Below are 22,426 nucleotides of genomic sequence, written 5' to 3' on the forward strand. Positions count from 1 at the left end.
AAATCTCGCGCATGCTCCCGATGTCGAATTTGGACCTTGCCGAACGACTACACGATATTCAACCAGTTTTCACGCCAAACCGGGGGTTGCCCATGAAGTACCTATGCCTAATCTGTGCCGAAACCGTCATGGAACAGATGACAGAAGCCGCAGCGGAACAGCACTACGAAGAATACGCCGAATTCACGAAAGCCATCAGGGAAAGCGGTCACTTTCTCGGCTGCAACCGGCTGCAACCTCCTGACGCCGCGATTACGGTCCGGGTTAGGCAAGGCAAGATCACGACGACTGACGGCCCCTTTGTGGAGACCAAGGAACAATTGGGGGGCTACTATGTCATCGAGGCCAAGGATCTGAACGAGGCAATACAGATAGCCTCCCGGATTCCGGGGGTGCGGATCGGATGCGTCGAAGTGCGGCCCATCGCCGAAGACGAACGGACGCTGCGCGCGCTGGGATAAATAATTTTGGAGGCACCGTGATCCGAGCAGCACCCGTCGTTCGGCTATATGGTGCAGGTAAAGTACAAATAAGCTTGAACTTCCAGTTGGAATTTGAACACTCAACCTTTAAAGGAGAATGATCATGGCTACAAAAATCAAACCCATCCCGGAGGGTTACCACACGCTTACCGCATACCTGACGGTCCGGGGAGCGTCCGATGCAATTGAATTCTATAAAAAAGCCTTTGGCGCCACCGAGTTATTCCGCCTGAACATGCCAGATGGAAAAATAGCCCATGGTGAATTCAAAATTGGCGATTCAATGTTCATGATCTCGGATGAAAACCCGGAATGGGGCATCGCTTCCCCTGAAAAGCTGGGAGGCAGTCCGGTAGCCCTCCATCTCTATGTTGCCGATGCCGACGCCACTTTTTCGGATGCAATCAAGGCAGGAGCCAAGGAAACGATGCCTCTCGCAAATCAATTCTGGGGAGATCGCATGGGCAAAGTCGTCGATCCTTTTGGCCATCAATGGCTCATCGCCACGCACATTGAAGATGTTAATCCGAGTGAGTTCCAAAGCAGGATGGAGGCACACTGCGCGGCAGATAAGGCGTAAGCCGATGGCACAGCCAAGGGAAGCGGATGGACGTTATAGGCAATCTGCCCTTTCGCTCAAGCGGGAGTTCCCCGACTATTGTAAATTTCCACGCTTTCGCGCCGCCGAACCGGGCAGCGTTACTACGGAGGTAAGCATGAAATACATGTTGCTGATTTATGGTGATGAAACTGCATTGAACGAGTCCGAACGGGAAGCATGCTACGTGGAATCCACTCAACTCGCACAAGAGATCAAATCGAAGGGACAGTATCTGGCCGCCAATCCCTTGTACCCAACCGCTTCGGCAACCAGCGTGCGGATGCGCGAAGGCAAACGGCTCGTGACGGACGGTCCATTCGCCGAGACACGTGAACAACTGGGCGGTTACTTCCTGATCGACGCCAGGGATCTGGACGAGGCGATCGGCGTCGCCACGCGAATTCCCATGGCACGCAAGGGTACCGTCGAGATCCGGCCGGTGATCGAGATCGCCGGTCTGCCGGCTGGTTAGCTCCGCGGCGGGCAAAATTACCAAACGTTAATCAGAAAAAACCCTGGCTGCCACATCGATCCCGTAGAAGTATTGATAAATGACTAACCCATAGGAGATGACCATGAAGGTAGAACCGCAGAAAGAGCATGAGTGGCTGCATCAGCTTGTAGGTGAATGGACCTATGAAAGCGAATGTCCGACGGCGGCATGGCGGCAACGTTGATGACGCTTGGCTATGATCCACAGAAGAAACAATACCAGGGAACCTGGCTGGGATCGATGATGACCCACCTGTGGGTTTATGCCGGCTCGCTGGACGCGGAAAAAAAAGTGCTGACGCTCAATACCGAGGGCCCAACCTTCACGGAAGAGGGAAAACTGGCAAAATACAAGGATGTAATCGAGATAAAGAGCCCCGACCACCGGGTGCTGACGTCACATATGCTGGGCGATGACGGCAAGTGGCGTCAAATCATGACGGCAAACTACCGGCGAAAGACATAACGGCCCAAGCGCAACGCCTTGATCGGACCGTCGAAGGCCAGAAAGGCCTATCAAGATGGCGGAGTCGAACGAGTGGCAAGACGCCACGCCTGATTGGGGCATAATACCGGCTTGGCACGACAATCGGCGCTTGCCGCTTGAGCGCCGGCATGTTGTTAACGCCGTGCTGGCGGATATTTATCGTGCAATGAATTTTTCGAAAGGAAACCCATGGCCACCAAAATTTTCGTGAATCTCCCCGTAAGAAACCTCAAAAAGTCTGTCGCATTTTTTACCAAGCTGGGCTTCACTTTCAATCCCGAGTTTACCGACGAAACCGCCACTTGCATGATCGTAAGCGAGGACATATTCGTCATGTTACTGACTCGGGAAAAATTTGAGACTTTTACTCTCAAGGAAATTTGTGATGCCACGAAAAGCACGGAGGTTCTCGTTTGCTTGACCTGCGAGAACCGGAAGGAAGTCGACGACATGGTTCGCAAAGCCGTCGCCGCTGGCGGAGCCGCTCCCATGGACGCGGGCGACTATGGCTTTATGTATCAGCATGGCTTCGAGGATCTGGACGGACATCTTTGGGAACTAATCTACATGGAACCGAACGCAGCAGACCAAGGCTAAGGCCCGCTGCTTGGTGCTCACATGGGTTCTTCTGCTCGCTCGCAACGCCGCTTCGTTATATTTCAAGACGCCGCTGGCGGCGGGCAATTACGCTCCGTAAAGATCCACCAGTTGCTTATCCGGATAGCGCTCCATTTGATATCTTAACCATAATCTGCCGCCGATGTGCAGTGCCAGCGTATCCGCGTTGAACTGCAAGACCGGGTTTTCCATCTCGCTCGTAGTTTGGCGGAAAAGTTGCAGCCATCGTTCGAACAATTCGGCAGAAAGTCCCGGCAGAGCTACATGCTTGGGCATGGGCGCGCCCCGGAAACGGTTGGTTCCGCGCAGTTTCATTGACCAGAAATTGATCATCTGTACGAAATGCGCGTCCCAGTCGGTAACATGCCCTTCAAAGATCGGACCCAGCAACGGATCTTTTCTGGCCCTTGTATAAAAGGCGTGGACCAGCCAAGAAATCTCCTCCTCGGTACAAAGATCGGGATGAGGTGCTAAAAACTCGGGTTGTGACATATTCATAGTCGATTTAAAGACAAGATTCACCGCTGTCAGCGGATGCGGTTGTTGGTCAAAAGAGCCTGATCCACGGATCGGATCGATATTAGGATATTACATGAACAATGATAGCATTGTACTTTAAACATAAAAAAATGTCACAAGTTATTTTTAAGCAAGCGTCCCAGGCGAATTGGAGGCCGGTTTAAGGCTCCCCTAAAATACCCCATCCCTTGATACGCCATCACCCCTCAGCATCACGCGCAATGTTTGCAGCGCTTCCAGTTGAATCTGCCGCACACGCTCGCGGGTAAGATCGAGATGTTTCGCCAGCTGCTCCAATGTTTGGATTTCATTGCCGTTGAGCCCGTAACGCTGCTCGATGATATAGCGTTGTTTGTCGTTCAGGCGGCCCAGCCATTCCCGCAAGCGATCCTTGATTTCAGACTGTTCCAGCATGAGATCGGGGCCGGGAGTGTTATCATCCGCCATGACATCGCCAATGGACAACAACGGGTCGACATCGAGCGGCGCATCCAGCGACATCATGCTCGCGTTCAAGGACAACATCCGCTGCACTTCCTTTACCGGACGCCCCAGCAGATACGCGACATCTTCCGGTTTCGGGTCCTTGCCGGTATGCGCCTCGAGATGGCGGGATGCTTGCAGAATGATATTCAAATCCTTGATGACATGCACCGGCAGCCGAATCGTGCGAGACTGGTTCATAATGCAACGCTCAATATTCTGGCGTATCCACCACGTGGCATAAGTTGAGAAACGAAAGCCGCGTTCCGGGTCAAATTTATCCAGCGCGTGCATCATCCCCATATTGCCTTCTTCAATCAGATCCAATAGCGCAACACCATGGTTGGTATAGTGTTTGGCAATATTCACCACCAACCGCAGGTTGCACTCGATCATTTTCTGACGCGCGTCAAAATCATTTTGCCGGACCCGACGTGTCAGCACCGCCTCCTCCCGCGCGTTCAAGAGGGCATTGTGGCCAATTTCGTTGAAATAAATTTGGGTGACGTCAGTCAGCAGGACATCGCTGAGAGTTTCGTTTCCAGCATTGGAGATTTTTTCCGTGGCAACGTCAGGCGTTACCTCATCCGGTTCCACCGGAATCGTGTCGTATGGCTCGTCATCGTCGGAATAGTCGCGCTGGCTCATCCGGATAACTCTGGTAAATATTTCAGCGGATCCACCGGTTTTCCATTCTTGCGAATTTCGAAGTGGAGTTTGACCGCGGTGGTATCGGTATTTCCCATTTCCGCGATTTTCTGTCCTTTTGCTACTGTTTGCCCTTCTTTCACCAGAATCTTGTCGTTGTGGGCATAGGCGCTAAGATAGGTATTATTATGTTTGATGATAATGAGCTTGCCATAGCCGCGCAATCCCGCCCCGCTATATACCACCTTGCCCCCGGCGGATGCCGTTACCGGCTGTCCGGACTTGCCCGCGATATCGATACCTTTGGTGCTTTCCGAAAATCCGTCGAGTACCTTGCCTTTGGTCGGCCAGATCCATTCCACACGGTCGACCTCATCGATAGCTTCCATCGCGGGTGCTACGGGTGCCACGGGTGCTACCGGACTGATTTCGCTACCCGCATTTCTTTCAGTCATCGGCACAGCTTTTGCCACAACGATAGGCGGGACAATCGCCACCCCCCCCTTCAGCTGCGCTACGGCTTGGTCTGAATATGGCAGCTTGAATGCCTTGGGTTCGACTTTAAGCTTATCGGTATTAATCCCCGGCTTTTCGTCGAGTGATGGGACGGTATTGGGAGCTGCCGCCGCGGGCGACGATGGCGGCGCCATTGGCTGGGGAATAGCAAACAGGGAGGGTTGCGATGGGCGGGATGGCGAAGATAACGTGAGTTGTTGACCGATGTGGATGGCGCCAGGATCCTGAATGTTATTCCACTCCGCTAAATCCTTTTGATCGATGCCACGGCTGCGCGCAATGCTGTATAACGTATCCCCCTTTTGTACCGTATAGAATTCGGGGCGCTGACTGGCTGCTTCCGTCTCCGTACCCGCTTTGATTTCCTGAGACTCCACCGCCGCGCTTTCGACCACCGGCGCCCGATGCGGGGTCGACTCACAACCTGAAATCAACAGTAAAAGAATGAAAGGAAATCCATAACATACTGAAGAAAAGAAACTTCTTGGAGGGAATGTAAGCCTGGAGCTCATGATAATTGCCAGAGGAGGTTCGCCATTGTTCGAAAAATGCTGCTCGATTCCTTTACTTGTCATTCCTTATCTCTTGTTTTGCCTGCTTAACCTTTCAAGATACCCGGCAGCATCGGTACGAACTTGACCTCATCCAGTATTGTCTCAGTGTAACCCTGCGAATTATGTTCGATAACGCACAGAAATTGTTCCTGACTTCCTTTAGGAAAAACCATTCTACCGCCCACCGCTAATTGCCCGAGCAATGACGAAGGAATCTGCATGGTTGCGGCAGTAAGAATAATGCCATCAAACGGGGCGACCTCCGGCAGTCCTAGCAGACCATCGGCATGCTTCAGGCGAACGTTGTTGAGACGCAGCTCCCGCAGCCGGACACGGGCACGGGTCAACAACGGTCCGATGCGTTCGACCGAATAAATTTCGCGTGCCAGCTGTGCCAGTATGGCCGTCTGATAGCCGCAGCCCGAGCCGATTTCCAATACTTTGCCAAGACCGGAACCTGCGCGTAGCAGCTCGCTCATACGCGCCACAATAAACGGACTGGAAATAGTCTGTCCGAAATTGATCGGCAGGGCGATATCATCATAAGCGCGGCTGGCCAGGACTTCTTCAATAAAAATGTGACGGGGAATGGCGTTCATCGCCCCCAGAACCACTTCATCGACGATGCCTTGCTTGCGCAGACGCTCGATCATGCGCACACGGGTACGCTGAGAAGTCATGCCAATTCCGGAATGATGAATGTTCAAACTAAAGTACCTTGGACTTGAACAGAGGGTTTGTCATCATGGAACACAACGTAAAAAGCTTTACTGCAACTTCAGCCACTGTTTTACCGCATCCAACTGTCCATATCGGGTCAGGTCGATTTGTAACGGTGTTACCGACACCCGGTTACGCTCAATCGCAAGAAAGTCTGTTCCCTCCCCGGCATCTTGGGCGGGGCCTGCGGCACCCACCCAGTAAACTGTTTCGCCCCGCGGGCTTTGCGATTTGACTACCGCTTCAGCCTTGTGGCGGCGGCCAAGCCGGGTCACCTCTATGCCTTGCAACTCATCATAGGGAACATCCGGCACATTGACATTGAGCAATACCGGCCCGTGGAGTTTATCACCTTCAAAACGTTGCACCATCTCTGTTGCAATACGTGCGGCGGTGGCAAAATTTCCAGCGGATAAACTGGCGAGGGAAATGGCGAGAGAGGGGACACCCAGCAAAAAACCTTCGGTGGCGGCGGCTACGGTTCCGGAATAAACCGTGTCGTCACCCATGTTGGCGCCATCATTGATACCGGATACAACCATGTCGGGCAATGTGTCCAGCATGCCCGTAACCGCCAGATGCACGCAATCCGTGGGAGTGCCATTTACATAGTAAAAGCCATTATGGGATTTGCGCAGGTGGAGCGGACGGTCCAGCGTGAGCGAATTACTAGCGCCGCTGCGGTCGCGCTCCGGTGCAACCACGATGATATCCGCAACAACGGAAAGCGCTTCCGCAAGACAGGCAAGGCCTGGCGCAAAATACCCGTCGTCGTTGCTGAGCAATATGCGCATTCGATTCGAATAGTACCCAGGTGATTGCGTGACTTATCAGGGGCAAGCATACGCTTAAAAAATCAATCGACTTGCGGATCTGATTGGTCGGGGCGAGAGGATTTGAACCTCCGACCACTTGCACCCCATGCAAGTACGCTACCAGGCTGCGCTACGCCCCGAAGCTTAAATTATAGCAAACAAGCCTGGAAGTGAGGAACCTCTATTGATGCCAATGGGGGCGATTGTTATGAAATAATGAGCAGAACAAGTCGAGGAATCGCCGAATAAATATTGTTCTGCAATCTGTACCAATGCCGAGCTTTGGCAAACGAACTCCCAAGTTAATCGGACACTACGGATTTTTCATTATGAGAAAAATTCTGTTGTTGCTATGCTTCCTGACCCTCGCAGCGTGCGCTCCTCGGAAGGCGCTGGAGGGATTCGATCGTGAATTTGATGGTGGTAAATCCTGGGCTGAACTACAGGTACAATTACCTGCTTATCCTAAAGCGGGAAATCTGCTGCCATTTGACGCCGGCCCTGCCAGCGATAATCTTCATTACATTGATGCTCCCTCGATCGTGGTGGGGGAGGACGGCATAGTGCGCTACACTCTGGTGATCAAATCACCCGAAGGAGCGATGAACATAAGCTACGAGGGTATGCGATGTGCGACCGATGGTGCAAGAGAGAGTGTGAGAGCGGAAATACTCATATTGAAATTTCAGGTCACAGAGAAAAGGCTCTATGCAATTGGCCGGGACGACAGGACCTGGGCACGGGCACGGATATCAAAATGGGAAGAACTCGAAGATGTATCTCAGCACTATGCTCAACGAGCGCTTTCCAGATATTTCTTCTGCCCGGCTAATGTTATGGTAAGAAATGAAGAAGAAGCTATTCAGGCGCTGAAGAGAGGCAGCCATCCACGCGTGATTCAGTAGCCAAGGTATAGCGCTGAGGAGGTCCTCGTGACAGGCGGTCCCATGTCACGCACGATCTGGACTTAAAGAATCGAAACTAAAAAGTGAATGGGTGCAAAGTCAAGAAGGATTTATTCAAGGATTCCTTAAGAGCGAAGCAATGACACAACACTTTCGATCTCGCCTCGCAACAACGTCAAATCGATGGCCGGGCGAAAAGCCGCGGCGACGGGGATATTAGCAGATGCCTCCTCGATCATGCTTTGTCCCAGGCGACCGCGAGCGCCGTGGATGGTAAAGCCGTGCTCGTAAAGTAATTCCCGAATACGGCGAACCAGCAGCACTTCGTGGTGCTGATAGTAACGACGGTTGCCCCGTCGTTTGACAGGCTTCAATTGTGCGAATTCCTGCTCCCAATAACGTAACACATGCGGCTTGACGGCACACAACTCGCTAACCTCGCCGATGGTGAAGTAACGCTTCGCCGGAATAGGCATCAAAGCGCTACTGGGGATTGTGTTTTCCATGCTGATTTTTTTCAACCATTGCCTTCAGTTTCTGGCTGGCGTGGAAAGTCACCACACGCCGGGCGGTAATCGGTATTTCTTCGCCGGTCTTGGGATTGCGGCCGGGACGCTGCCGTTTGTCGCGCAATTGGAAATTGCCGAAACCTGAAAGTTTCACAGCGTCTCCATTCTGCAGCGCGGCGCGAACTTCTTCGTAGAACGATTCCACCATATCCTTCGCCTCGCGCTTGTTGAACCCAACTTTCTCAAACAGCAAATCCGCCAGCTCAGCCTTTGTTAAGGTCATACTCTCCCTCATCTGTTTATTTACGTTTTCGATGCGGCAAAATCAGCCATCCGTTTTCAATTACGCAGTCTGGCGCCAAACTGATTTTCCAGAATATTTATCAATTTTGTCATAACCAAGTCTACTTCCGCGTCAGTCAATGTCTTTTGAGTATCTTGTAATAACACCCGGAATGCAAGACTTTTTTTGCCATTTTCCATCCCCTTGCCACGATACACATCGAACAGGGAAATTTCCAAAATCACGGGTGATTTTTCCGCTTGCATACCATTCAGCATCGCCTGAACGGTAATATCTTCCGCCACCACCACGGCGATATCGCGTCTTATCAGCGGAAATTTTGCTATCTCCGCAGCCATCGGCAGCTTTCGTGTCTGCAGTATCTCTAGATCCAATTCGAACAGCACTGGGGAATCGGGCAAACCAAGCTTCTGCTGCCAGCGGGGATGAAGTTCTCCCAGATAGCCGGCGGTTCTTTCACCCAAACGGATTCTGGCCGATTTACCGGGGTGTAGCGTAGGATGAGAAGCCACCTCAAAATGAAGTAGGGCAGGCCAAAACAGCGCTTCGACATCTGCCTTTGCATCATAAAAATCCGCCCTGCGTGCGGACATGCCCCATTGCTCAGCCACAGCGTCCCCATAGCAGAGTCCAGCCAGTTTCTCCGGCTGCGCATAAGTCTCGCCTTTGCTCACGAAACAACATCCGATTTCGAACAGCCGCACTCGGCTCTGCTTGCGGTTAAGATTGAATTGCAGGTTCGATATAAGACCGCCAAGCAGGCTGCTGCGCATCACCCCCAATTGACTGGATAGGGGGTTTTTCAACGCTACCGGCGTTTTCTGCCCGGCCAGCTCCAATTCCCACGAGGCATCCACGAAAGCATAGTTGATGACTTCCTGGTAGTCTCGTCCCATCAGGATCTGCCGCAACTGGGACGGTGCGTGTACTGTCTCTGGCGCGGGCAGCATGCCCAGCTTTGCATGGGGGAATGCCGCTGGAATGCGGTTGTATCCATAAATTCGCGCCAATTCTTCAATCAGATCTTCTTCTATGGCAAGATCGAAACGGTAAGTCGGTGGCATGACACGAAACACACCGGCTCCAGTAGAAAAATTGAATTGCAGGCGCCGCAATAGCGCCGCAGCCGTGGCCTCATCGAGTGTTATGCCCAGCACCCTTCGCAATCGTTCCAATCGCAGATCAATCGGATTGCGTGGCGGCAATTTACCCCGGACTTCAGTAATCGGACCCGCCCTGCCGCCGCAAATATCGAGCATCAGACTTGTGGCGCGTTCCATCGCATTGCGCGTGGCAGCGAAATCCACACCGCGCTCAAAACGGTGTGCCGAATCGGAACTGAAGCCCAGGCGGAAGGATTTACCGGCGATTGCTTCCGGACTGAAAAATGCGCCTTCCAGAAATAAGCTGGTTGTGCCTTGCTGCACACCGCTTTCACTCCCGCCCATGATACCCGCAAGCGCGAGCGGCTTGGTCTCATCAGCGATCACCAGCATGTCGGTCTGCAAAACAAGATCTTCGCCATTCAGCAACTGAAGTATTTCGCCGGATCTGGCATAGCGCACATGGATCGCACCTGCACTCGTATGGTTGCCCGCAATCATGGTCAGATCGAAAGCATGAAGCGGCTGACCGGTTTCCAGCATGACATAGTTGGTCACGTCCACCACTGCGTTGATCGTGCGTATCCCGCTGCGCTCCAAGCGGCGAATCATCCATTGCGGCGTGGGAACGTCGAGAGATATTTCACGAACTACTCTGCCACAATAAAGCGGGCAGGCATCCGGCGCGTCCACGTATACCGCCAGACTTTCTTCAATCCGATGCTGAACCGGTTTGATTTCAAGCGGATTAAGCATTTCGGAAGTAATCGCAGCCACCTCCCGCGCTATTCCGGATAGTCCCAGGCAATCGGCACGATTGGGTGTCAGTTTGAGTGTAACAAGCGTGTCATCAAGTTCGTAATAATCGCGGAAGTCCACCCCCGTTGGCGCGTCGCCAGGAAGCAGCAATAAGCCCGCCTCGGTTTCTTCCAAACCGAGCTCCCTGGCTGAGCACAACATACCGAAGGACTCGACTCCGCGTATTTTCGTCTGCTTGATGACGACCCCAGCCAATTGTGCGCCGGCCAATGCACATGGCACTTTTATGCCGGCGCGAACATTCATCGCACCACAGACGATTTGTAGCGGCTCATTATTCGCGCTTGGGCCGGCGTTTACTTGACAAATATTGAGGTGATCGGCGTCCGGATGTTTTTCCATCGATAGAATCTCGGCCACCACCACGTTGCTGAAAGCCGGGGCGGCTGGTTCGATGGCTTCCACTTCCAGACCCGCCATGGTCAAGGCATGGGCAAGATCGCGGGTGGATAGTGGCGGATCAACAAAAGTACGAAGCCAATTTTCAGAAAATTTCATGAGCGCGTGGTTTACTACGAAAAAACGATTTTTTAAGAACCGGTTGATTACACTGTCAGCCGATTAACTGGAAATCGGGAATTGAGTTGGTAAAAACGATTGACTGAGATGGTCGGCGCTCTAATTAAACTGCTTAAGAAATCGTAAGTCATTTTCAAAAAATAGACGCAAATCGCTGACGCCATACCTCAGCATCGCCAGCCGCTCCACCCCCATACCGAAAGCAAAACCGATATATTTCTCGCTGTCTATACCGACATGCTTAAAAACATTGGGATGTACCATGCCGCAACCCAAAACTTCCAGCCAGCCTGTATAGCTGCATACGCGGCAGCCATCGCGGCACATCACACAGCCGATATCCATTTCGGCGGACGGCTCGGTAAACGGGAAGAAAGAAGCACGGAAGCGCACCGGCAAATCGTCACGCTCGAAAAAGTGTTGCATGAAGTCCGCCAGTACACCCTTAAGCGCCGCGAAATTGGCGTTTTCATCCACCCATAAACCCTCTACCTGATGAAACATGGGCGTATGCGTCAGATCCGAATCGCACCGGTATACCCGCCCTGGCGCGATTACCTTCAGGGGCGGCTGGTTGCTTTGCATATAGCGTATCTGTACCGGCGAGGTATGTGTGCGCAGCAAATGCCCATTAGGCACATCATCATTCCCGCCATTCCCAGCGTCGACGTAGAAGGTGTCATGCATCGCCCGCGCCGGATGATTTTCGGGAATGTTAAGGGCGGTGAAATTGTAGAAGTCGGTTTCGATCTCGGGGCCTGACGCCACGGCAAAACCAATCGAACGAAACAATGACTGGATGCGTTCCAGCGTAAGCGTTACCGGATGCAGACCGCCCATTCCTACGCCACGTCCGGGCAGGGTCACATCCAATGCCTCGCCGATCAGCTGCGCCTCCATCTTTTTTTCCTGTATCGCATCACGACGCAGCTTAAGCGTGGCTTCCATCGTTTCTTTTGCCTGGTTGATACGGCTACCCATCGCAGGCCGCTCTTCCGGCGACAGCTTGCCCAATCCCTTCAGCAATTCGGTCAGCCTGCCGTTGCGGCCAAGATAGCATGCCTTGGCCTGCTCCAGTTCAACGGCATCGTCTATGCCATTGAACAGACTGATGGCTTCGTCAAGAAGGGAGTCGAGATTATTCATGAGAACGCAATAGGGATTCGGTCTATACAAGAAAAAAGGAGGCAAGGCGTTCTGCCTTTAGCCTCCTCGCGGTTCTCGCTGCTACCGGCTATATGGCCAGGCCGGCCTTGGCTTGTTCAACTATTTTCACGAAAGCCGGCTTATCAAATACGGCAATATCAGCCAGCACTTTGCGATCCACTTCAATCGCGGCTTTCCTTAAACCGTTCATGAATACGCTGTAGGACAAGCCGCATTCGCGCGCAGCAGCATTGATACGAGCGATCCACAAGGCACGAAACTCGCGCTTCTTCTGGCGGCGATCACGGTATGCATACTGCCCCGCTTTCATCACTGCTTCCTTCGCAATGCGATAGACATTTTTGCGGCGCCCGCGATAACCTTTCGCCAGGTCCAGCACTTTCTTATGACGGGCATGAGCCGTTACACCACGTTTTACTCTTGGCATGGCAGTCTCTCCTTAAGCGTAGGGCATCATGGCGCGCACGGACGCCACATCGCTGCAATGAACGCCGGCAGTACCGCGTAATTGGCGCTTGCTCTTCGTGGTTTTCTTGGTAAGTATATGGCGCTTGAATGCCTGTGAACGCTTGACGCTGCCACCAGCCCGCACTTTAAAGCGTTTCGCCGCCCCGCTTTTGGTTTTCATCTTTGGCATGACATGACTCCTGTATTAATATGACACCAGGTGATTCCTGCTGGAACACTTTTAAGACCTGGACATCACTTGTTTTTTACAGGCACATTACCTGTGCCTGGTTCGCTGCTATCGCCGCAGGGCTCGACATACTTGCCTTGCGTCATTTCCACGTCCCCGGCGTCACCGCTACGGTGACGCTGGATCCGAATCTATTATGGGCGCGGCATCATTGGTGGCTATTGCTTTCGGCTTGACTTCCTTCGGCTTGATGGTCTTTATTTCCTTCTTCCGGGGAGACAACACCATTACCATCTGCCGCCCTTCCATTCTGGGAAACTGCTCCACCACCGCATGCGGCTCCAGATCCCCCCTTACCCGCTCCAGCAAGCGCACACCGAATTCCTGATGTGCCATCTCACGGCCGCGAAAACGTAAGGTAATTTTGGCCTTGTCACCTTCTTCCAGGAAGCTGATCAAATTACGCAGCTTGATATTGTAATCGCCCTCATCGGTGTTGGGCCGGAACTTGACTTCCTTGATCTGGATCTGTTTCTGTTTGAGCTTGGCTTCGTGCTTTTTCTTGCTCTCCTGATAACGAAACTTGCCATAATCCATCAAGCGGCACACCGGTGGCTGGGCAGTAGGCGCAATTTCGACCAGATCCACCTCGGCTTCCTCCGCCAAACTATTGGCGACCGCCAGAGAGACTACGCCTATCTGCTCTCCTTCTACCCCAATCAAGCGCACTTCCGGCGCACTAATCTCCAGATTGATACGCGCTGCTTTTTCTTGAACTATAGTAGTTCCCCAAGTCTGTTAATAAATCAAGCCGCACCGGCCCTTATAGATGCTTCTACTTTCAGCCGTTCAATCAACGCCTGCAAAGACATTTGGCCGAGATTCGAGCCCTCGCGGGTTCGCACGGCAACCATTTCCGCTGCCACTTCCTTGTCGCCTACTATAATCTGGTAGGGCAGTTTTCGTAAACTATGCTCCCGTATTTTATAAGTTATTTTCTCATTTCTCAAGTCCGCATATGCACGGATGCCATTGTACTTGAGCTCATCGGCCACTTTCCGGGCGTAATCCGCTTGTCCCTCGGAGATATTCAACACCACCGCCTGATCCGGCGACAGCCATAAGGGAAGGGCTCCCGCATGGTTTTCGATGATAATGCCGATGAAGCGTTCCAGCGATCCGAGAATTGCCCGGTGGAGCATTACCGGTACGCGGCGGGAATTATCCTCAGCCACATATTCAGCCCCTAAACGCTCCGGCATGGAAAAATCCAGTTGCAGGGTACCGCACTGCCACACACGGCCGATGCTATCCTTGAGGGAGAATTCAATCTTTGGCCCATAGAAGGCGCCTTCCCCGGGCTGCAAATCCCAATCAAGCTTTTTATGGCTCATTGCCGACCGCAGGGCGGCTTCCGCCTTATCCCATTGTTCTTCCGAACCGACGCGCTTTGGCGGGCGGGTTGAAAGTTTTACCAGGATCTCGTTAAATCCGAAATCAGTATAAACTTTTTGCAACAGGTCGATAAATCGTACGGCCTCATCCTGTACCTGGGATTCGGCACAAAAAATGTGTGCGTCGTCCTGGGTAAATGCGCGTACCCGCATGATACCATGCAGCGCACCCGACGGTTCGTTCCGATGACACGAACCAAATTCCGCCAGCCGCAAAGGCAAGTCACGATAACTTTTTAATCCCTGTTTGAATACCTGGACGTGACCGGGACAGTTCATTGGCTTGACGGCAAAGGCCCGTTCTTCCGAATGTGTGATGAACATGTTCTCGCGAAAATTCTCCCAGTGGCCGGAACGCTCCCACAGGCCTTTGTCCAGTACCGCTGGCGTACGGATTTCCAGGTAGTCATTATCGCGAAATATTTGGCGCATGTACTGCTCTACCTGTTGCCAGATGACCCAGCCTTTGGGATGCCAGAACACCATACCCGGGGCTTCTTCCTGAATGTGAAATAAATCCAGTTGCTTGCCGAGTTTACGATGATCGCGTTTTTCCGCCTCTTCGAGACGGCGTAGATAGGCGTCCTGATCCTCTTTCCTCGTCCAGGCAGTGCCGTAAATCCGCTGCAGCATTTCATTGTGCGAATCGCCACGCCAATAAGCGCCCGCCAACTTCATCAACTTGAATACCTTGAGCCTGGAAGTCGTTGGTACATGGGGTCCGCGGCATAAATCGGTGAAGTTTCCCTGGGAATAGAGTGAAACATCCTCATCTCCGGGAATAGCCTCGATAATCTGCGCCTTGTAATGCTCGCCCTGATTTTTGAAAAAATTAATGGCCTCGGAGCGCTCCCACACTTTGCGCTCTACTTTCAGATTACGCGCGCTGATTTCCGTCATGCGCTTCTCGATCGCTATCAGATCTTCAGGCGTAAACGGACGCTTGTAGGAAAAATCGTAATAAAAGCCATCTTCGATCACCGGGCCTATGGTGACCTGGGCATCCGGAAATAATTCTTTCACCGCATGTGCCAGCAGATGGGCACTCGAGTGGCGAATGATTTCCAATCCTTCCGGATCTTTCTCGGTAACAATAGCCAGATCGCTATCAGTCTCGATACGGCTGGATGTGTCTATCAATTTACCATTTACTTTTCCCGCCAACGCGGCGCGAGCCAGTCCCGCACCTATCGACGCCGCAACTTCGCCCACCGTCACCGGCTGCTCATACCTGCGTTCCGAACCATCGGGCAGACGAATGACAGTCACAACTTCTTCCTTTCGTAAGGGTAGCCCAAGCTATCAAATATTTTCAAAATTCGCGGAAGGCCAGTATTTTCCGCACGACTTATGCTGCGCAAGCCGCATTCTCCCATAGCTCTCATTGAGCGACAACTCAATGCATCAATCGGTGATTGATCGAGACCCCCGAATATCGCGACAAGTGCAGCAGGCCGGACAAGATCCGAGAGGGGTTCCTTAGCTGATTGCAAAAAAAAACAGCGATCCCGAATGTTCCGATAAGCAGATGCAGCCTTACTGCGACAGCAAATGGTATTGAGAAGCCTGCCAAGTTGATTAAGAACACGAAACATTTCCAAAAGGGAAAGTGCCCGATTCTGGTAAACCGGAGGGGGCGAGGGGGAAAAAAGTTAGCGAGACCCAAGCAATATTGCCCGGGCCCCGCCGGATAATCGTTTTATGTGAAGTTAAAAGCTGGCCTCACGCTTGAGCAGCTCTTCGATCCTGAGACCGACTTCCGATTGGCCTCCAAATACAGTCCCAATCTTCTTTTTGCTGAGATGTTCAAGATTGGTAGTATAAACTTGGGCCGGTAGCGGGAAGAATTTAACTTCCTTAACCAGCACCATCGCATTACTCATATAAAATTCGATAAACTCCTTGACTTCGGGTTTCTCCGCCGCCTTGACATTGACGTAAATAAAAATTGGGCGGGACAAGGGCTGATAGCTCCCATCTTCCACTGTTTTGGCGGATGGAAGGACACCGCCTTTACCGCCATCAACAGCGACTGCTTTAACCTTCTTCTGATTTTCGACATAGTAAGCGAAACCAAAAAAACCGAGCGCATTCCTGTCGCTTGCCACGCCTTGTACCAACACGTTGTCGTCCTCAGATGCGGTGAAATCACCACGGCTCGATTTAGCCTTGCCAACGATGGCTTCCGTAAAGTAGTCGAAGGTGCCAGAATCCGCGCCCGCCCCAAAGAGTTTGATCGGCTCGTTGGGCCATGCCGGATTTACCTGGCTCCATTTCATGATTTTGCCCTGCGCGGCCGGTTCCCAGATTGTCTTTAACTCTGCGACCGTGATGGCTTTGCTCCAATCGTTTTTCGGGTTTATCACGACTGTCAACGCATCATACGCCACTGGCATTTCAACATATTGCACACCGGCTGCTTTGCAGTCATCCATCTCTTTTTTCAGAATGGGGCGCGATGCATTGGCAATATCGATTTCACCACGGCAAAATTTCTTGAAGCCGCCACCGGTGCCCGAAATGCCGACCGTCACTCTAATTTTTCCCTTCTTGGCTATTTGGAAATCTTCCGCCACCGCCTCGGTAATGGGATAAACGGTGCTGGAGCCGTCTATTTTCACAACCCCGTTGGCACCCGCAACACCGGGAGCACTGATTAACACACCCAGTACAGCCGAGATTCCAAGGGCCTTTCCCGCAGGAAATTTTAACATTTCATTCTCCGTTTAATTGACAGATACCAGTACCGTAATATGACCATACTAAGTCACCAATATTACCGTTTTGCGACATTATTGCTTGGGATCGGCGTTGGCGACATCACCGATGTTCGCTGCCGGCGGCTTGGGCACAAGGCAAATACAGGTTATAAAATTGCGCGCGGCACTCCGGAGGCGCATGTTTATTAATAGTAATTTGCCATACAATTTTTAATCCGCTGCGGCACTGCGCACAACGTCTGCTATTTTCTCCGCCCAATGCTCGACTTTCTGTTTGGATTCACCTTCAACCATTACCCGTATCAGTGGCTCGGTGCCTGAAGCGCGTAGCAACACGCGGCCACTGCCGTCCAGATCCCGCTCAGCTTCCGCTTGTGCCGTTTTTATCGCGACACTAACCCGCGAATCAAATCCTTTGGGAACCTTGACGTTGATCAGCTGTTGCGGATAAAGCGTTACACCACGTGCAAGCTCGGACAAGGCCTTGCCGGAATCACGTATCGCATATAATACTTGCAGAGCGGAAATAATGCCGTCTCCGGTAGTGTGCTTGTCGGTGCAAATAATATGGCCGGAGCCCTCACCCCCCAATTGCCAGCCTTCTTTTTGCATGAGCTCCAGTACATAACGATCACCCACGTTGGCGCGCGCAAAAGGAATACCCAATTTCTTCAAACCATTCTCGACCGCAAGATTAGTCATTAAAGTCCCTGCCACACCGCCCTTGAGCAATCCTTTCCGCTGGCGGTGCCGGGCAATAATGTAAATCAACCGGTCACCGTCGTAAAACGTGCCTTTTTTGTCGACCATGATTACACGATCACCATCGCCATCGAGCGCAATACCGATATCTGCCCGATGCCTCCTGACAGCTTCCCGCAATGCGGCGCTATGAGTGGCGCCGCATTCATGATTGATATTGAGGCCATCTGGGTGCACCCCGATGGCAACAACATCCGCACCCAGCTCATGCAGCACATGACCGGCGATTTGATAAGCCGCCCCGTGGGCGCAATCAATGACGATACGCAAGCCGCGCAGATCGAGATGATTTGGAAAGGTACTTTTGCAGAACTCGATGTAACGCCCTCTTGCATCGTCGACACGCCGCGCTTTACCGAGTTGCGCAGAAGGCATCGATTTGATGGGAGCATTTAATCCCGCCTCTATCTCGTGTTCAGTGGCATCGGGCAGCTTGCTGCCCGCGGCGGAAAAGAACTTTATGCCATTGTCTTCGAACGGATTATGTGAAGCAGAAATGACAATACCCGCCTGCAATCGCAACGCGCGGGTAAGATAAGCTACCGCTGGCGTAGGAATAGGTCCAGACAATAGCACGTCGACGCCAGCGGCGGATAATCCCGCTTGCAGCGCTGATTCCAGCATGTATCCGGATATGCGAGTGTCTTTGCCGATCAGTACCGCCGGCCGCTCGCCCTTGGATAAGTGCCAGTCGGAGGATGTCAGAACTCTACCTGCGGAGTAGCCGAGATGCATAACGAATTCTGGCGTGATTGGTATTTCCCCTACACGCCCGCGCACCCCGTCAGTGCCAAAATATTTTCGGGTCATAAAAAATTCCTTGAGTGGTCAGAATTAAACAGAAGTCCGAGTAGCGCTCGCCTCGCTGTTTTACTTCCTGTGCGAACACATGATTCTTCATGCAGCGACGGAAAACGTAGTATTGGGATAATCCACCGGCAAAAAGCAGTAGTCTCTCTGAAGCGCTACACCATGTTTATCGCATCATAAACCGCCAGCGCATCCTTGGTTGCTTTTACATCATGTACACGTAGAATTTTAGCGCCCTTGGCTCTCGCCAGTAAAGCCGCGGCAACGCTTGCATGGACCCGATCACCTACCTCATTGCCGGTGATTTTTCCCAACATCGATTTTCGCGACAATCCCACCAACACGGGCACACCCAACTCCATGAAGTGATCAAGGTGGCGCAGTAATTCGATATTATGCGCCAGCGTCTTGCCGAACCCGAAACCAGGATCTATTAACAGTTTCTCCGGCGATATGCCCGCAGCCTGGGCCGCATTCAGACGCTGCCGTAAAAAGTCCTTCACCTCCGCTACCACGTCATCGTAACGAGGATCAGTCTGCATGCTAAGCGGATCACCCTGCATGTGCATGAGACACGCCATGACTCCGCCTTCCGCAATCGCCTCGAGCGCATCTGGCGCCCGTAACGCGTTAACATCATTAATCATGGCCGCGCCGGCTTTTATTGCCGCCCGCATGACTTCCGGTTTGGATGTATCTACCGAAACAGGCGTATTCGTGCTCGATAAGGCTTTCACCACCGGAATGATACGATGCAATTCCTCTTGCACACTTACCGGAACACCGCCGGGTCGAGTGGACTCACCCCCAATGTCCAGCACATCCGCTCCTTCTTCAATAAGACGCACCGCGTGGCGTAGAGCGCTCTCGGTCGAAGCATACAAGCCTCCGTCAGAAAAGGAATCGGGTGTTACATTGATAATCCCCATGACAAGAGGATTGCCTGAATCGAGATTTTGAAATTGCCTCAAGGAGAATGCAAGGAAAATACAACAGTTCGTTGACGGGAAAACACAGGACCGGAGTATGCATAAAAATAAGGCGGGACAAGCCCGCCTTATTTATTTCACTTCCCTATGCTCACACTTCCTGAGCGGGAGTCGCTGTTGTCGCCGGTGCCGCCGGAGGCGTATTGTCTTTCGGCGGCGGAGGCGTAGACTTGGTGGGTTTGGGTGGCCGCGGCGCACGACCTTCCATAATGTCACTAATCTGATCGGAGTCTATCGTCTCCCACTCCAGCAGAGCCTTGGCCATGACTTCGATCTTGTCGCGGTTCTCCTCAATCAACTTGCGCGCCAGACCATACTGTCCATCAATGATGCGACGAATTTCTATGTCCACTTTTTGCATGGTGGCTTCGCTTACGTTTTTGTGCGTCGTAACGGAACGGCCGAGAAAGACTTCTCCCTCGTTCTCTCCGTAGACCATGGGACCCAGAGAGTCGGACATGCCCCATTGCGTGACCATGCGTCGCGCCATTTCGGTAGCACGCTCAAAATCGTTGGATGCACCCGTCGTCATCTGCCCCATGAACACTTCCTCGGCGATACGTCCCCCAAACAGCACAGCGATGTTCTGCAGAATCTCATCGCGATCCATGCTGAAACGGTCTTCCGTGGGTAATTGCATCGTCACGCCTAACGCACGTCCACGTGGAATGATGGAAACTTTATGCACCGGATCGGTTTTAGGCAGCAATTGCGCCACTACGGCGTGGCCGGATTCATGATAGGCCGTGTTCCGCCGCTCGCGTTCCGGCATCACTACAGAGCGGCGTTCCGCGCCCATAAAAATCTTGTCTTTGGCACGCTCGAAGTCATCCATATCCACGAGCCGTTTATTACTCCGTGCTGCAAACAATGCTGCCTCGTTCACCAGATTGGCAAGATCGGCCCCCGACATACCGGGCGTGCCGCGCGCAATGATTTCCGCATGCACATCGGGCGCGATCGGCACCTTACGCATATGTACGTGCAATATCTGTTCCCGCCCCCGTATATCCGGTAGCGGCACCGTTACCTGCCGGTCAAAGCGGCCGGGACGCAAGAGCGCCGGGTCGAGTACATCGGGACGGTTGGTGGCCGCGATGACAATCACCCCGGCGGTTCCCTCAAAACCATCCATCTCCACCAGCAGCTGATTCAATGTCTGTTCGCGCTCATCGTTGCCGCCGCCCAGACCGGCGCCGCGCTGACGGCCAACCGCGTCGATTTCATCGATAAAGATAATGCAAGGCGCATGCTTCTTGGCTTGCTCGAACATGTCGCGCACTCTTGCCGCACCCACACCGACAAACATTTCCACGAAATCAGAGCCTGAAATACTGAAAAACGGAACCTTGGCCTCGCCAGCAATGGCGCGCGCCAGAAGCGTCTTACCGGTACCAGGATTCCCGACCATTAAAACACCGCGGGGAATGCGCCCTCCCAACTTCTGGAATTTACTGGGATCGCGCAGAAATTCCACCAGTTCAGAAACTTCCTCTTTGGCTTCCTCACAACCCGCCACATCGGCAAACGTCACTTGATTGGTGGATTCATCAAGCATGCGTGCCTTGCTCTTTCCAAACGAGAATGCGCCACCGCCACGGCCACCGCCCTGCATTTGGCGCATAAAGAAAATCCACACGCCGATCAGTAACAGCATGGGAAACCACGAAACGAAGATATTCATCAGTAGCGACGGCTCTTCTTCCGGCTTGGCGTCGATAATAACGCCGGCCTTGAGCAGGTCGCTCACCATCCACGGATCGGAGGGCGTATAGGTGGTGAATCGCCTGCCGTCGGATTTGGTGCCTTTCAACGTACGGCCTTCGATGGTTACCTTGGCGATCCTGCCCTGCTTCACCTCCTCGATGAATTGGGAGTATTCCATCGGCGCTTGTGCTGTCTGCCGCGTGCTGAACTGGTTGAACACTGTCATCAGCACCAAAGCAATCACTAGCCAGATGGCCATGTTTTTAATGAGATTGTTCAAGATAGCTCCTTGGCTTGCGCCGTCAAAATCCTTGAGTGTTTCATTCTAAACCCATTTCAGGTTTTATAACAGCGAATAGCATGGATAATACCGCCACGGCCGCCCTGTTTCAGTAAAATATATCTCCGCCGGCGTACTTTGCTTCACCCTGAAAGGGTTAACCCCGCTTACCCAAGCCCAGCAAATAAATTTCACTACTGCGACCACGGGACGCTTCCGGCTTTCGTGTCACCACCCGGCCAAACCCGGCACGCATCGCGCCCAAAAATCCCTCAAAACCGGAACCTTGAAACACTTTGACGAGAAAATTGCCACCGGAGTTCAATTGCTCCATGGAGAACTCCAGAGCGAGTTCCGCTAAATACATGCTGCGCGCCTGATCGCTCACTCCTATGCCACTTATATTAGGTGACATATCTGAAATTACAAGACCAGGAGGATATTTCCCCAACTCTTTTTTTAGTTCCGCCAAAACGTGCGCTTCGCCGAAATCTCCCCTGATGAACGTCACTCCCGCCAGGGGTGCCATTTCGAGAAGATCCAGCGCGATCACTCTCCCCTTCCCGCCCAGCTTTTCCGCCGCTACCTGAGACCAGCCACCGGGCGCCGCACCCAGATCCACCACCGTCATGCCCGGGCCGAGCAAATGATCGCGCCTGGCGATTTCAATCAGCTTGTACGCGGCACGCGAACGATAACCTTCCTTTCTTGCCTGTTGGACAAAAAAATCATTTACATGCTCTTTCATCCAGGCTTTGCTGGTTTTGGCACGTTTCATCGCGTAAAATGGAGATTTCCGAGAAATC

23 protein-coding genes, 1 tRNA gene and 1 pseudogene are annotated in these 22,426 nt (G+C 52.6%); 6 read left to right on the top strand and 19 right to left on the bottom strand.

Annotation, left to right across the window (positions count from 1 at the left end; all coding sequences use genetic code 11):
* The first annotated feature begins 92 nt into the window (after nucleotides 1–92).
* The 5 genes and pseudogenes from SQ11_RS01500 (at nucleotide 93) to SQ11_RS01520 (ending at nucleotide 2,659) form a co-directional block, all read left to right on the top strand.
* Nucleotides 93–461: a YciI family protein gene (locus SQ11_RS01500; RefSeq protein ID WP_041512326.1), complete on the top strand. Its 369-nt coding sequence runs from the start codon at nucleotides 93–95 to the stop codon at nucleotides 459–461.
* 124 nt (nucleotides 462–585) lie between these two features.
* The gene (locus tag SQ11_RS01505; RefSeq protein WP_041512327.1) at nucleotides 586–1,062 is read left to right on the top strand and encodes a VOC family protein; all 477 of its coding nucleotides are present in this window, start codon (nucleotides 586–588) and stop codon (nucleotides 1,060–1,062) included.
* Nucleotides 1,063–1,066: 4 nt separating this feature from the next.
* Complete coding sequence (locus tag SQ11_RS01510; protein ID WP_198140769.1) at nucleotides 1,067–1,555, top strand: YciI family protein; 489 nt, start codon at nucleotides 1,067–1,069, stop codon at nucleotides 1,553–1,555.
* Between the two features lie 103 nt (nucleotides 1,556–1,658).
* Nucleotides 1,659–2,041, top strand: a pseudogene (locus SQ11_RS01515) (DUF1579 domain-containing protein).
* A gap of 210 nt (nucleotides 2,042–2,251) precedes the next feature.
* Complete coding sequence (locus SQ11_RS01520; protein ID WP_041512328.1) at nucleotides 2,252–2,659, top strand: VOC family protein; 408 nt, start codon at nucleotides 2,252–2,254, stop codon at nucleotides 2,657–2,659.
* Between the two features lie 87 nt (nucleotides 2,660–2,746).
* Here the strand turns inward: SQ11_RS01520 and SQ11_RS01525 are convergent, their stop codons facing one another.
* The 6 genes from SQ11_RS01525 to SQ11_RS01550 all read right to left on the bottom strand — a co-directional run bounded on the left by SQ11_RS01525 (nucleotide 2,747) and on the right by SQ11_RS01550 (nucleotide 7,075).
* The gene (locus SQ11_RS01525; protein WP_041512501.1) at nucleotides 2,747–3,172 is read right to left on the bottom strand and encodes a group III truncated hemoglobin; all 426 of its coding nucleotides are present in this window, start codon (nucleotides 3,170–3,172) and stop codon (nucleotides 2,747–2,749) included.
* A gap of 198 nt (nucleotides 3,173–3,370) precedes the next feature.
* Entirely contained in the window at nucleotides 3,371–4,330 is a 960-nt protein-coding gene (gene rpoS / locus SQ11_RS01530) for an RNA polymerase sigma factor RpoS (protein WP_041512329.1), read from the bottom strand.
* A complete protein-coding gene (locus tag SQ11_RS01535) occupies nucleotides 4,327–5,421 on the bottom strand; it encodes a peptidoglycan DD-metalloendopeptidase family protein (protein WP_232297849.1) in 1,095 nt (364 codons plus the stop codon). Before SQ11_RS01535 ends, rpoS begins: the two co-directional genes overlap by 4 nt.
* 23 nt (nucleotides 5,422–5,444) lie before the next feature.
* Entirely contained in the window at nucleotides 5,445–6,107 is a 663-nt protein-coding gene (locus SQ11_RS01540; RefSeq protein WP_041512330.1) for a protein-L-isoaspartate(D-aspartate) O-methyltransferase, read from the bottom strand.
* Between the two features lie 60 nt (nucleotides 6,108–6,167).
* On the bottom strand, nucleotides 6,168–6,914 hold the full coding sequence (gene surE, locus SQ11_RS01545) for a 5'/3'-nucleotidase SurE (protein WP_041512331.1): 747 nt from the start codon (nucleotides 6,912–6,914) through the stop codon (nucleotides 6,168–6,170).
* An 84-nt stretch (nucleotides 6,915–6,998) separates the two neighbouring features.
* Nucleotides 6,999–7,075, bottom strand: a tRNA-Pro gene (locus SQ11_RS01550).
* A gap of 189 nt (nucleotides 7,076–7,264) precedes the next feature.
* On the opposite strand from SQ11_RS01550, the gene SQ11_RS01555 reads away from it, so the two are divergent.
* Complete coding sequence (locus SQ11_RS01555; protein WP_041512332.1) at nucleotides 7,265–7,840, top strand: CNP1-like family protein; 576 nt, start codon at nucleotides 7,265–7,267, stop codon at nucleotides 7,838–7,840.
* A gap of 125 nt (nucleotides 7,841–7,965) precedes the next feature.
* On the opposite strand, the gene SQ11_RS01560 is transcribed toward SQ11_RS01555, so the two are convergent.
* The 13 genes from SQ11_RS01560 to SQ11_RS01620 form a co-directional block, all read right to left on the bottom strand.
* Nucleotides 7,966–8,346, bottom strand: coding sequence for a MerR family transcriptional regulator (locus SQ11_RS01560; RefSeq protein WP_041512333.1), 381 nt, complete (start codon nucleotides 8,344–8,346; stop codon nucleotides 7,966–7,968).
* Nucleotides 8,324–8,632: an integration host factor subunit alpha gene (locus SQ11_RS01565; protein ID WP_041512334.1), complete on the bottom strand. Its 309-nt coding sequence runs from the start codon at nucleotides 8,630–8,632 to the stop codon at nucleotides 8,324–8,326. Before SQ11_RS01565 ends, SQ11_RS01560 begins: the two co-directional genes overlap by 23 nt.
* A 56-nt stretch (nucleotides 8,633–8,688) precedes the next feature.
* A complete protein-coding gene (gene pheT, locus SQ11_RS01570; protein WP_041512335.1) occupies nucleotides 8,689–11,073 on the bottom strand; it encodes a phenylalanine--tRNA ligase subunit beta in 2,385 nt (794 codons plus the stop codon).
* Nucleotides 11,074–11,193: 120 nt separating this feature from the next.
* Nucleotides 11,194–12,240 (bottom strand): phenylalanine--tRNA ligase subunit alpha, encoded by a 1,047-nt coding sequence (pheS, locus tag SQ11_RS01575; protein WP_041512336.1) that lies wholly within the window; start codon nucleotides 12,238–12,240, stop codon nucleotides 11,194–11,196.
* 88 nt (nucleotides 12,241–12,328) lie between these two features.
* On the bottom strand, nucleotides 12,329–12,688 hold the full coding sequence (gene rplT / locus SQ11_RS01580) for a 50S ribosomal protein L20 (protein WP_041512337.1): 360 nt from the start codon (nucleotides 12,686–12,688) through the stop codon (nucleotides 12,329–12,331).
* Nucleotides 12,689–12,700: 12 nt separating this feature from the next.
* Nucleotides 12,701–12,898, bottom strand: a complete 198-nt coding sequence (gene rpmI, locus SQ11_RS01585; protein WP_041512338.1) for a 50S ribosomal protein L35 — start codon at nucleotides 12,896–12,898, stop codon at nucleotides 12,701–12,703.
* 168 nt (nucleotides 12,899–13,066) lie between these two features.
* Nucleotides 13,067–13,678 (bottom strand): translation initiation factor IF-3, encoded by a 612-nt coding sequence (infC, locus tag SQ11_RS01590; RefSeq protein ID WP_084226679.1) that lies wholly within the window; start codon nucleotides 13,676–13,678, stop codon nucleotides 13,067–13,069.
* A gap of 26 nt (nucleotides 13,679–13,704) precedes the next feature.
* Nucleotides 13,705–15,621: a threonine--tRNA ligase gene (thrS, locus tag SQ11_RS01595; RefSeq protein ID WP_041512339.1), complete on the bottom strand. Its 1,917-nt coding sequence runs from the start codon at nucleotides 15,619–15,621 to the stop codon at nucleotides 13,705–13,707.
* Nucleotides 15,622–16,061: 440 nt separating this feature from the next.
* The gene (locus SQ11_RS01600) at nucleotides 16,062–17,066 is read right to left on the bottom strand and encodes a PstS family phosphate ABC transporter substrate-binding protein (protein ID WP_041512340.1); all 1,005 of its coding nucleotides are present in this window, start codon (nucleotides 17,064–17,066) and stop codon (nucleotides 16,062–16,064) included.
* 216 nt (nucleotides 17,067–17,282) lie between these two features.
* Nucleotides 17,283–18,644, bottom strand: coding sequence for a phosphoglucosamine mutase (gene glmM, locus SQ11_RS01605; RefSeq protein WP_041512341.1), 1,362 nt, complete (start codon nucleotides 18,642–18,644; stop codon nucleotides 17,283–17,285).
* Between the two features lie 155 nt (nucleotides 18,645–18,799).
* The gene (gene folP / locus SQ11_RS01610) at nucleotides 18,800–19,573 is read right to left on the bottom strand and encodes a dihydropteroate synthase (RefSeq protein WP_052493921.1); all 774 of its coding nucleotides are present in this window, start codon (nucleotides 19,571–19,573) and stop codon (nucleotides 18,800–18,802) included.
* A 151-nt stretch (nucleotides 19,574–19,724) separates the two neighbouring features.
* Nucleotides 19,725–21,620: an ATP-dependent zinc metalloprotease FtsH gene (gene ftsH / locus SQ11_RS01615; protein WP_041512343.1), complete on the bottom strand. Its 1,896-nt coding sequence runs from the start codon at nucleotides 21,618–21,620 to the stop codon at nucleotides 19,725–19,727.
* A 157-nt stretch (nucleotides 21,621–21,777) separates the two neighbouring features.
* Nucleotides 21,778–22,398: an RlmE family RNA methyltransferase gene (locus tag SQ11_RS01620; RefSeq protein WP_041512344.1), complete on the bottom strand. Its 621-nt coding sequence runs from the start codon at nucleotides 22,396–22,398 to the stop codon at nucleotides 21,778–21,780.
* Nucleotides 22,399–22,426: the final 28 nt, after the last annotated feature.

Origin of the sequence: Nitrosospira sp. NpAV, from assembly GCF_000832065.1 — a bacterium.
Lineage (GTDB): Bacteria > Pseudomonadota > Gammaproteobacteria > Burkholderiales > Nitrosomonadaceae > Nitrosospira.

Coding starts and splice junctions, on each gene's coding strand:
- folP (WP_052493921.1), bottom strand. CDS start 19,573: ATGGGGATTATCAATGTAACACCCGATTCCTTTTCTGACGGAGGCTTG.
- pheT (WP_041512335.1), bottom strand. CDS start 11,073: ATGAAATTTTCTGAAAATTGGCTTCGTACTTTTGTTGATCCGCCACTA.
- surE (WP_041512331.1), bottom strand. CDS start 6,914: ATGCGCATATTGCTCAGCAACGACGACGGGTATTTTGCGCCAGGCCTT.
- SQ11_RS01535 (WP_232297849.1), bottom strand. CDS start 5,421: ATGACAAGTAAAGGAATCGAGCAGCATTTTTCGAACAATGGCGAACCT.
- SQ11_RS01620 (WP_041512344.1), bottom strand. CDS start 22,398: ATGAAACGTGCCAAAACCAGCAAAGCCTGGATGAAAGAGCATGTAAAT.
- SQ11_RS01505 (WP_041512327.1), top strand. CDS start 586: ATGGCTACAAAAATCAAACCCATCCCGGAGGGTTACCACACGCTTACC.
- SQ11_RS01600 (WP_041512340.1), bottom strand. CDS start 17,066: ATGTTAAAATTTCCTGCGGGAAAGGCCCTTGGAATCTCGGCTGTACTG.
- rplT (WP_041512337.1), bottom strand. CDS start 12,688: ATGCCAAGAGTAAAACGTGGTGTAACGGCTCATGCCCGTCATAAGAAA.
- SQ11_RS01520 (WP_041512328.1), top strand. CDS start 2,252: ATGGCCACCAAAATTTTCGTGAATCTCCCCGTAAGAAACCTCAAAAAG.
- rpmI (WP_041512338.1), bottom strand. CDS start 12,898: ATGCCAAAGATGAAAACCAAAAGCGGGGCGGCGAAACGCTTTAAAGTG.
- SQ11_RS01555 (WP_041512332.1), top strand. CDS start 7,265: ATGAGAAAAATTCTGTTGTTGCTATGCTTCCTGACCCTCGCAGCGTGC.
- rpoS (WP_041512329.1), bottom strand. CDS start 4,330: ATGAGCCAGCGCGACTATTCCGACGATGACGAGCCATACGACACGATT.
- SQ11_RS01500 (WP_041512326.1), top strand. CDS start 93: ATGAAGTACCTATGCCTAATCTGTGCCGAAACCGTCATGGAACAGATG.
- SQ11_RS01565 (WP_041512334.1), bottom strand. CDS start 8,632: ATGACCTTAACAAAGGCTGAGCTGGCGGATTTGCTGTTTGAGAAAGTT.
- pheS (WP_041512336.1), bottom strand. CDS start 12,240: ATGAATAATCTCGACTCCCTTCTTGACGAAGCCATCAGTCTGTTCAAT.
- glmM (WP_041512341.1), bottom strand. CDS start 18,644: ATGACCCGAAAATATTTTGGCACTGACGGGGTGCGCGGGCGTGTAGGG.
- SQ11_RS01560 (WP_041512333.1), bottom strand. CDS start 8,346: ATGGAAAACACAATCCCCAGTAGCGCTTTGATGCCTATTCCGGCGAAG.
- SQ11_RS01510 (WP_198140769.1), top strand. CDS start 1,067: ATGGCACAGCCAAGGGAAGCGGATGGACGTTATAGGCAATCTGCCCTT.
- SQ11_RS01525 (WP_041512501.1), bottom strand. CDS start 3,172: ATGTCACAACCCGAGTTTTTAGCACCTCATCCCGATCTTTGTACCGAG.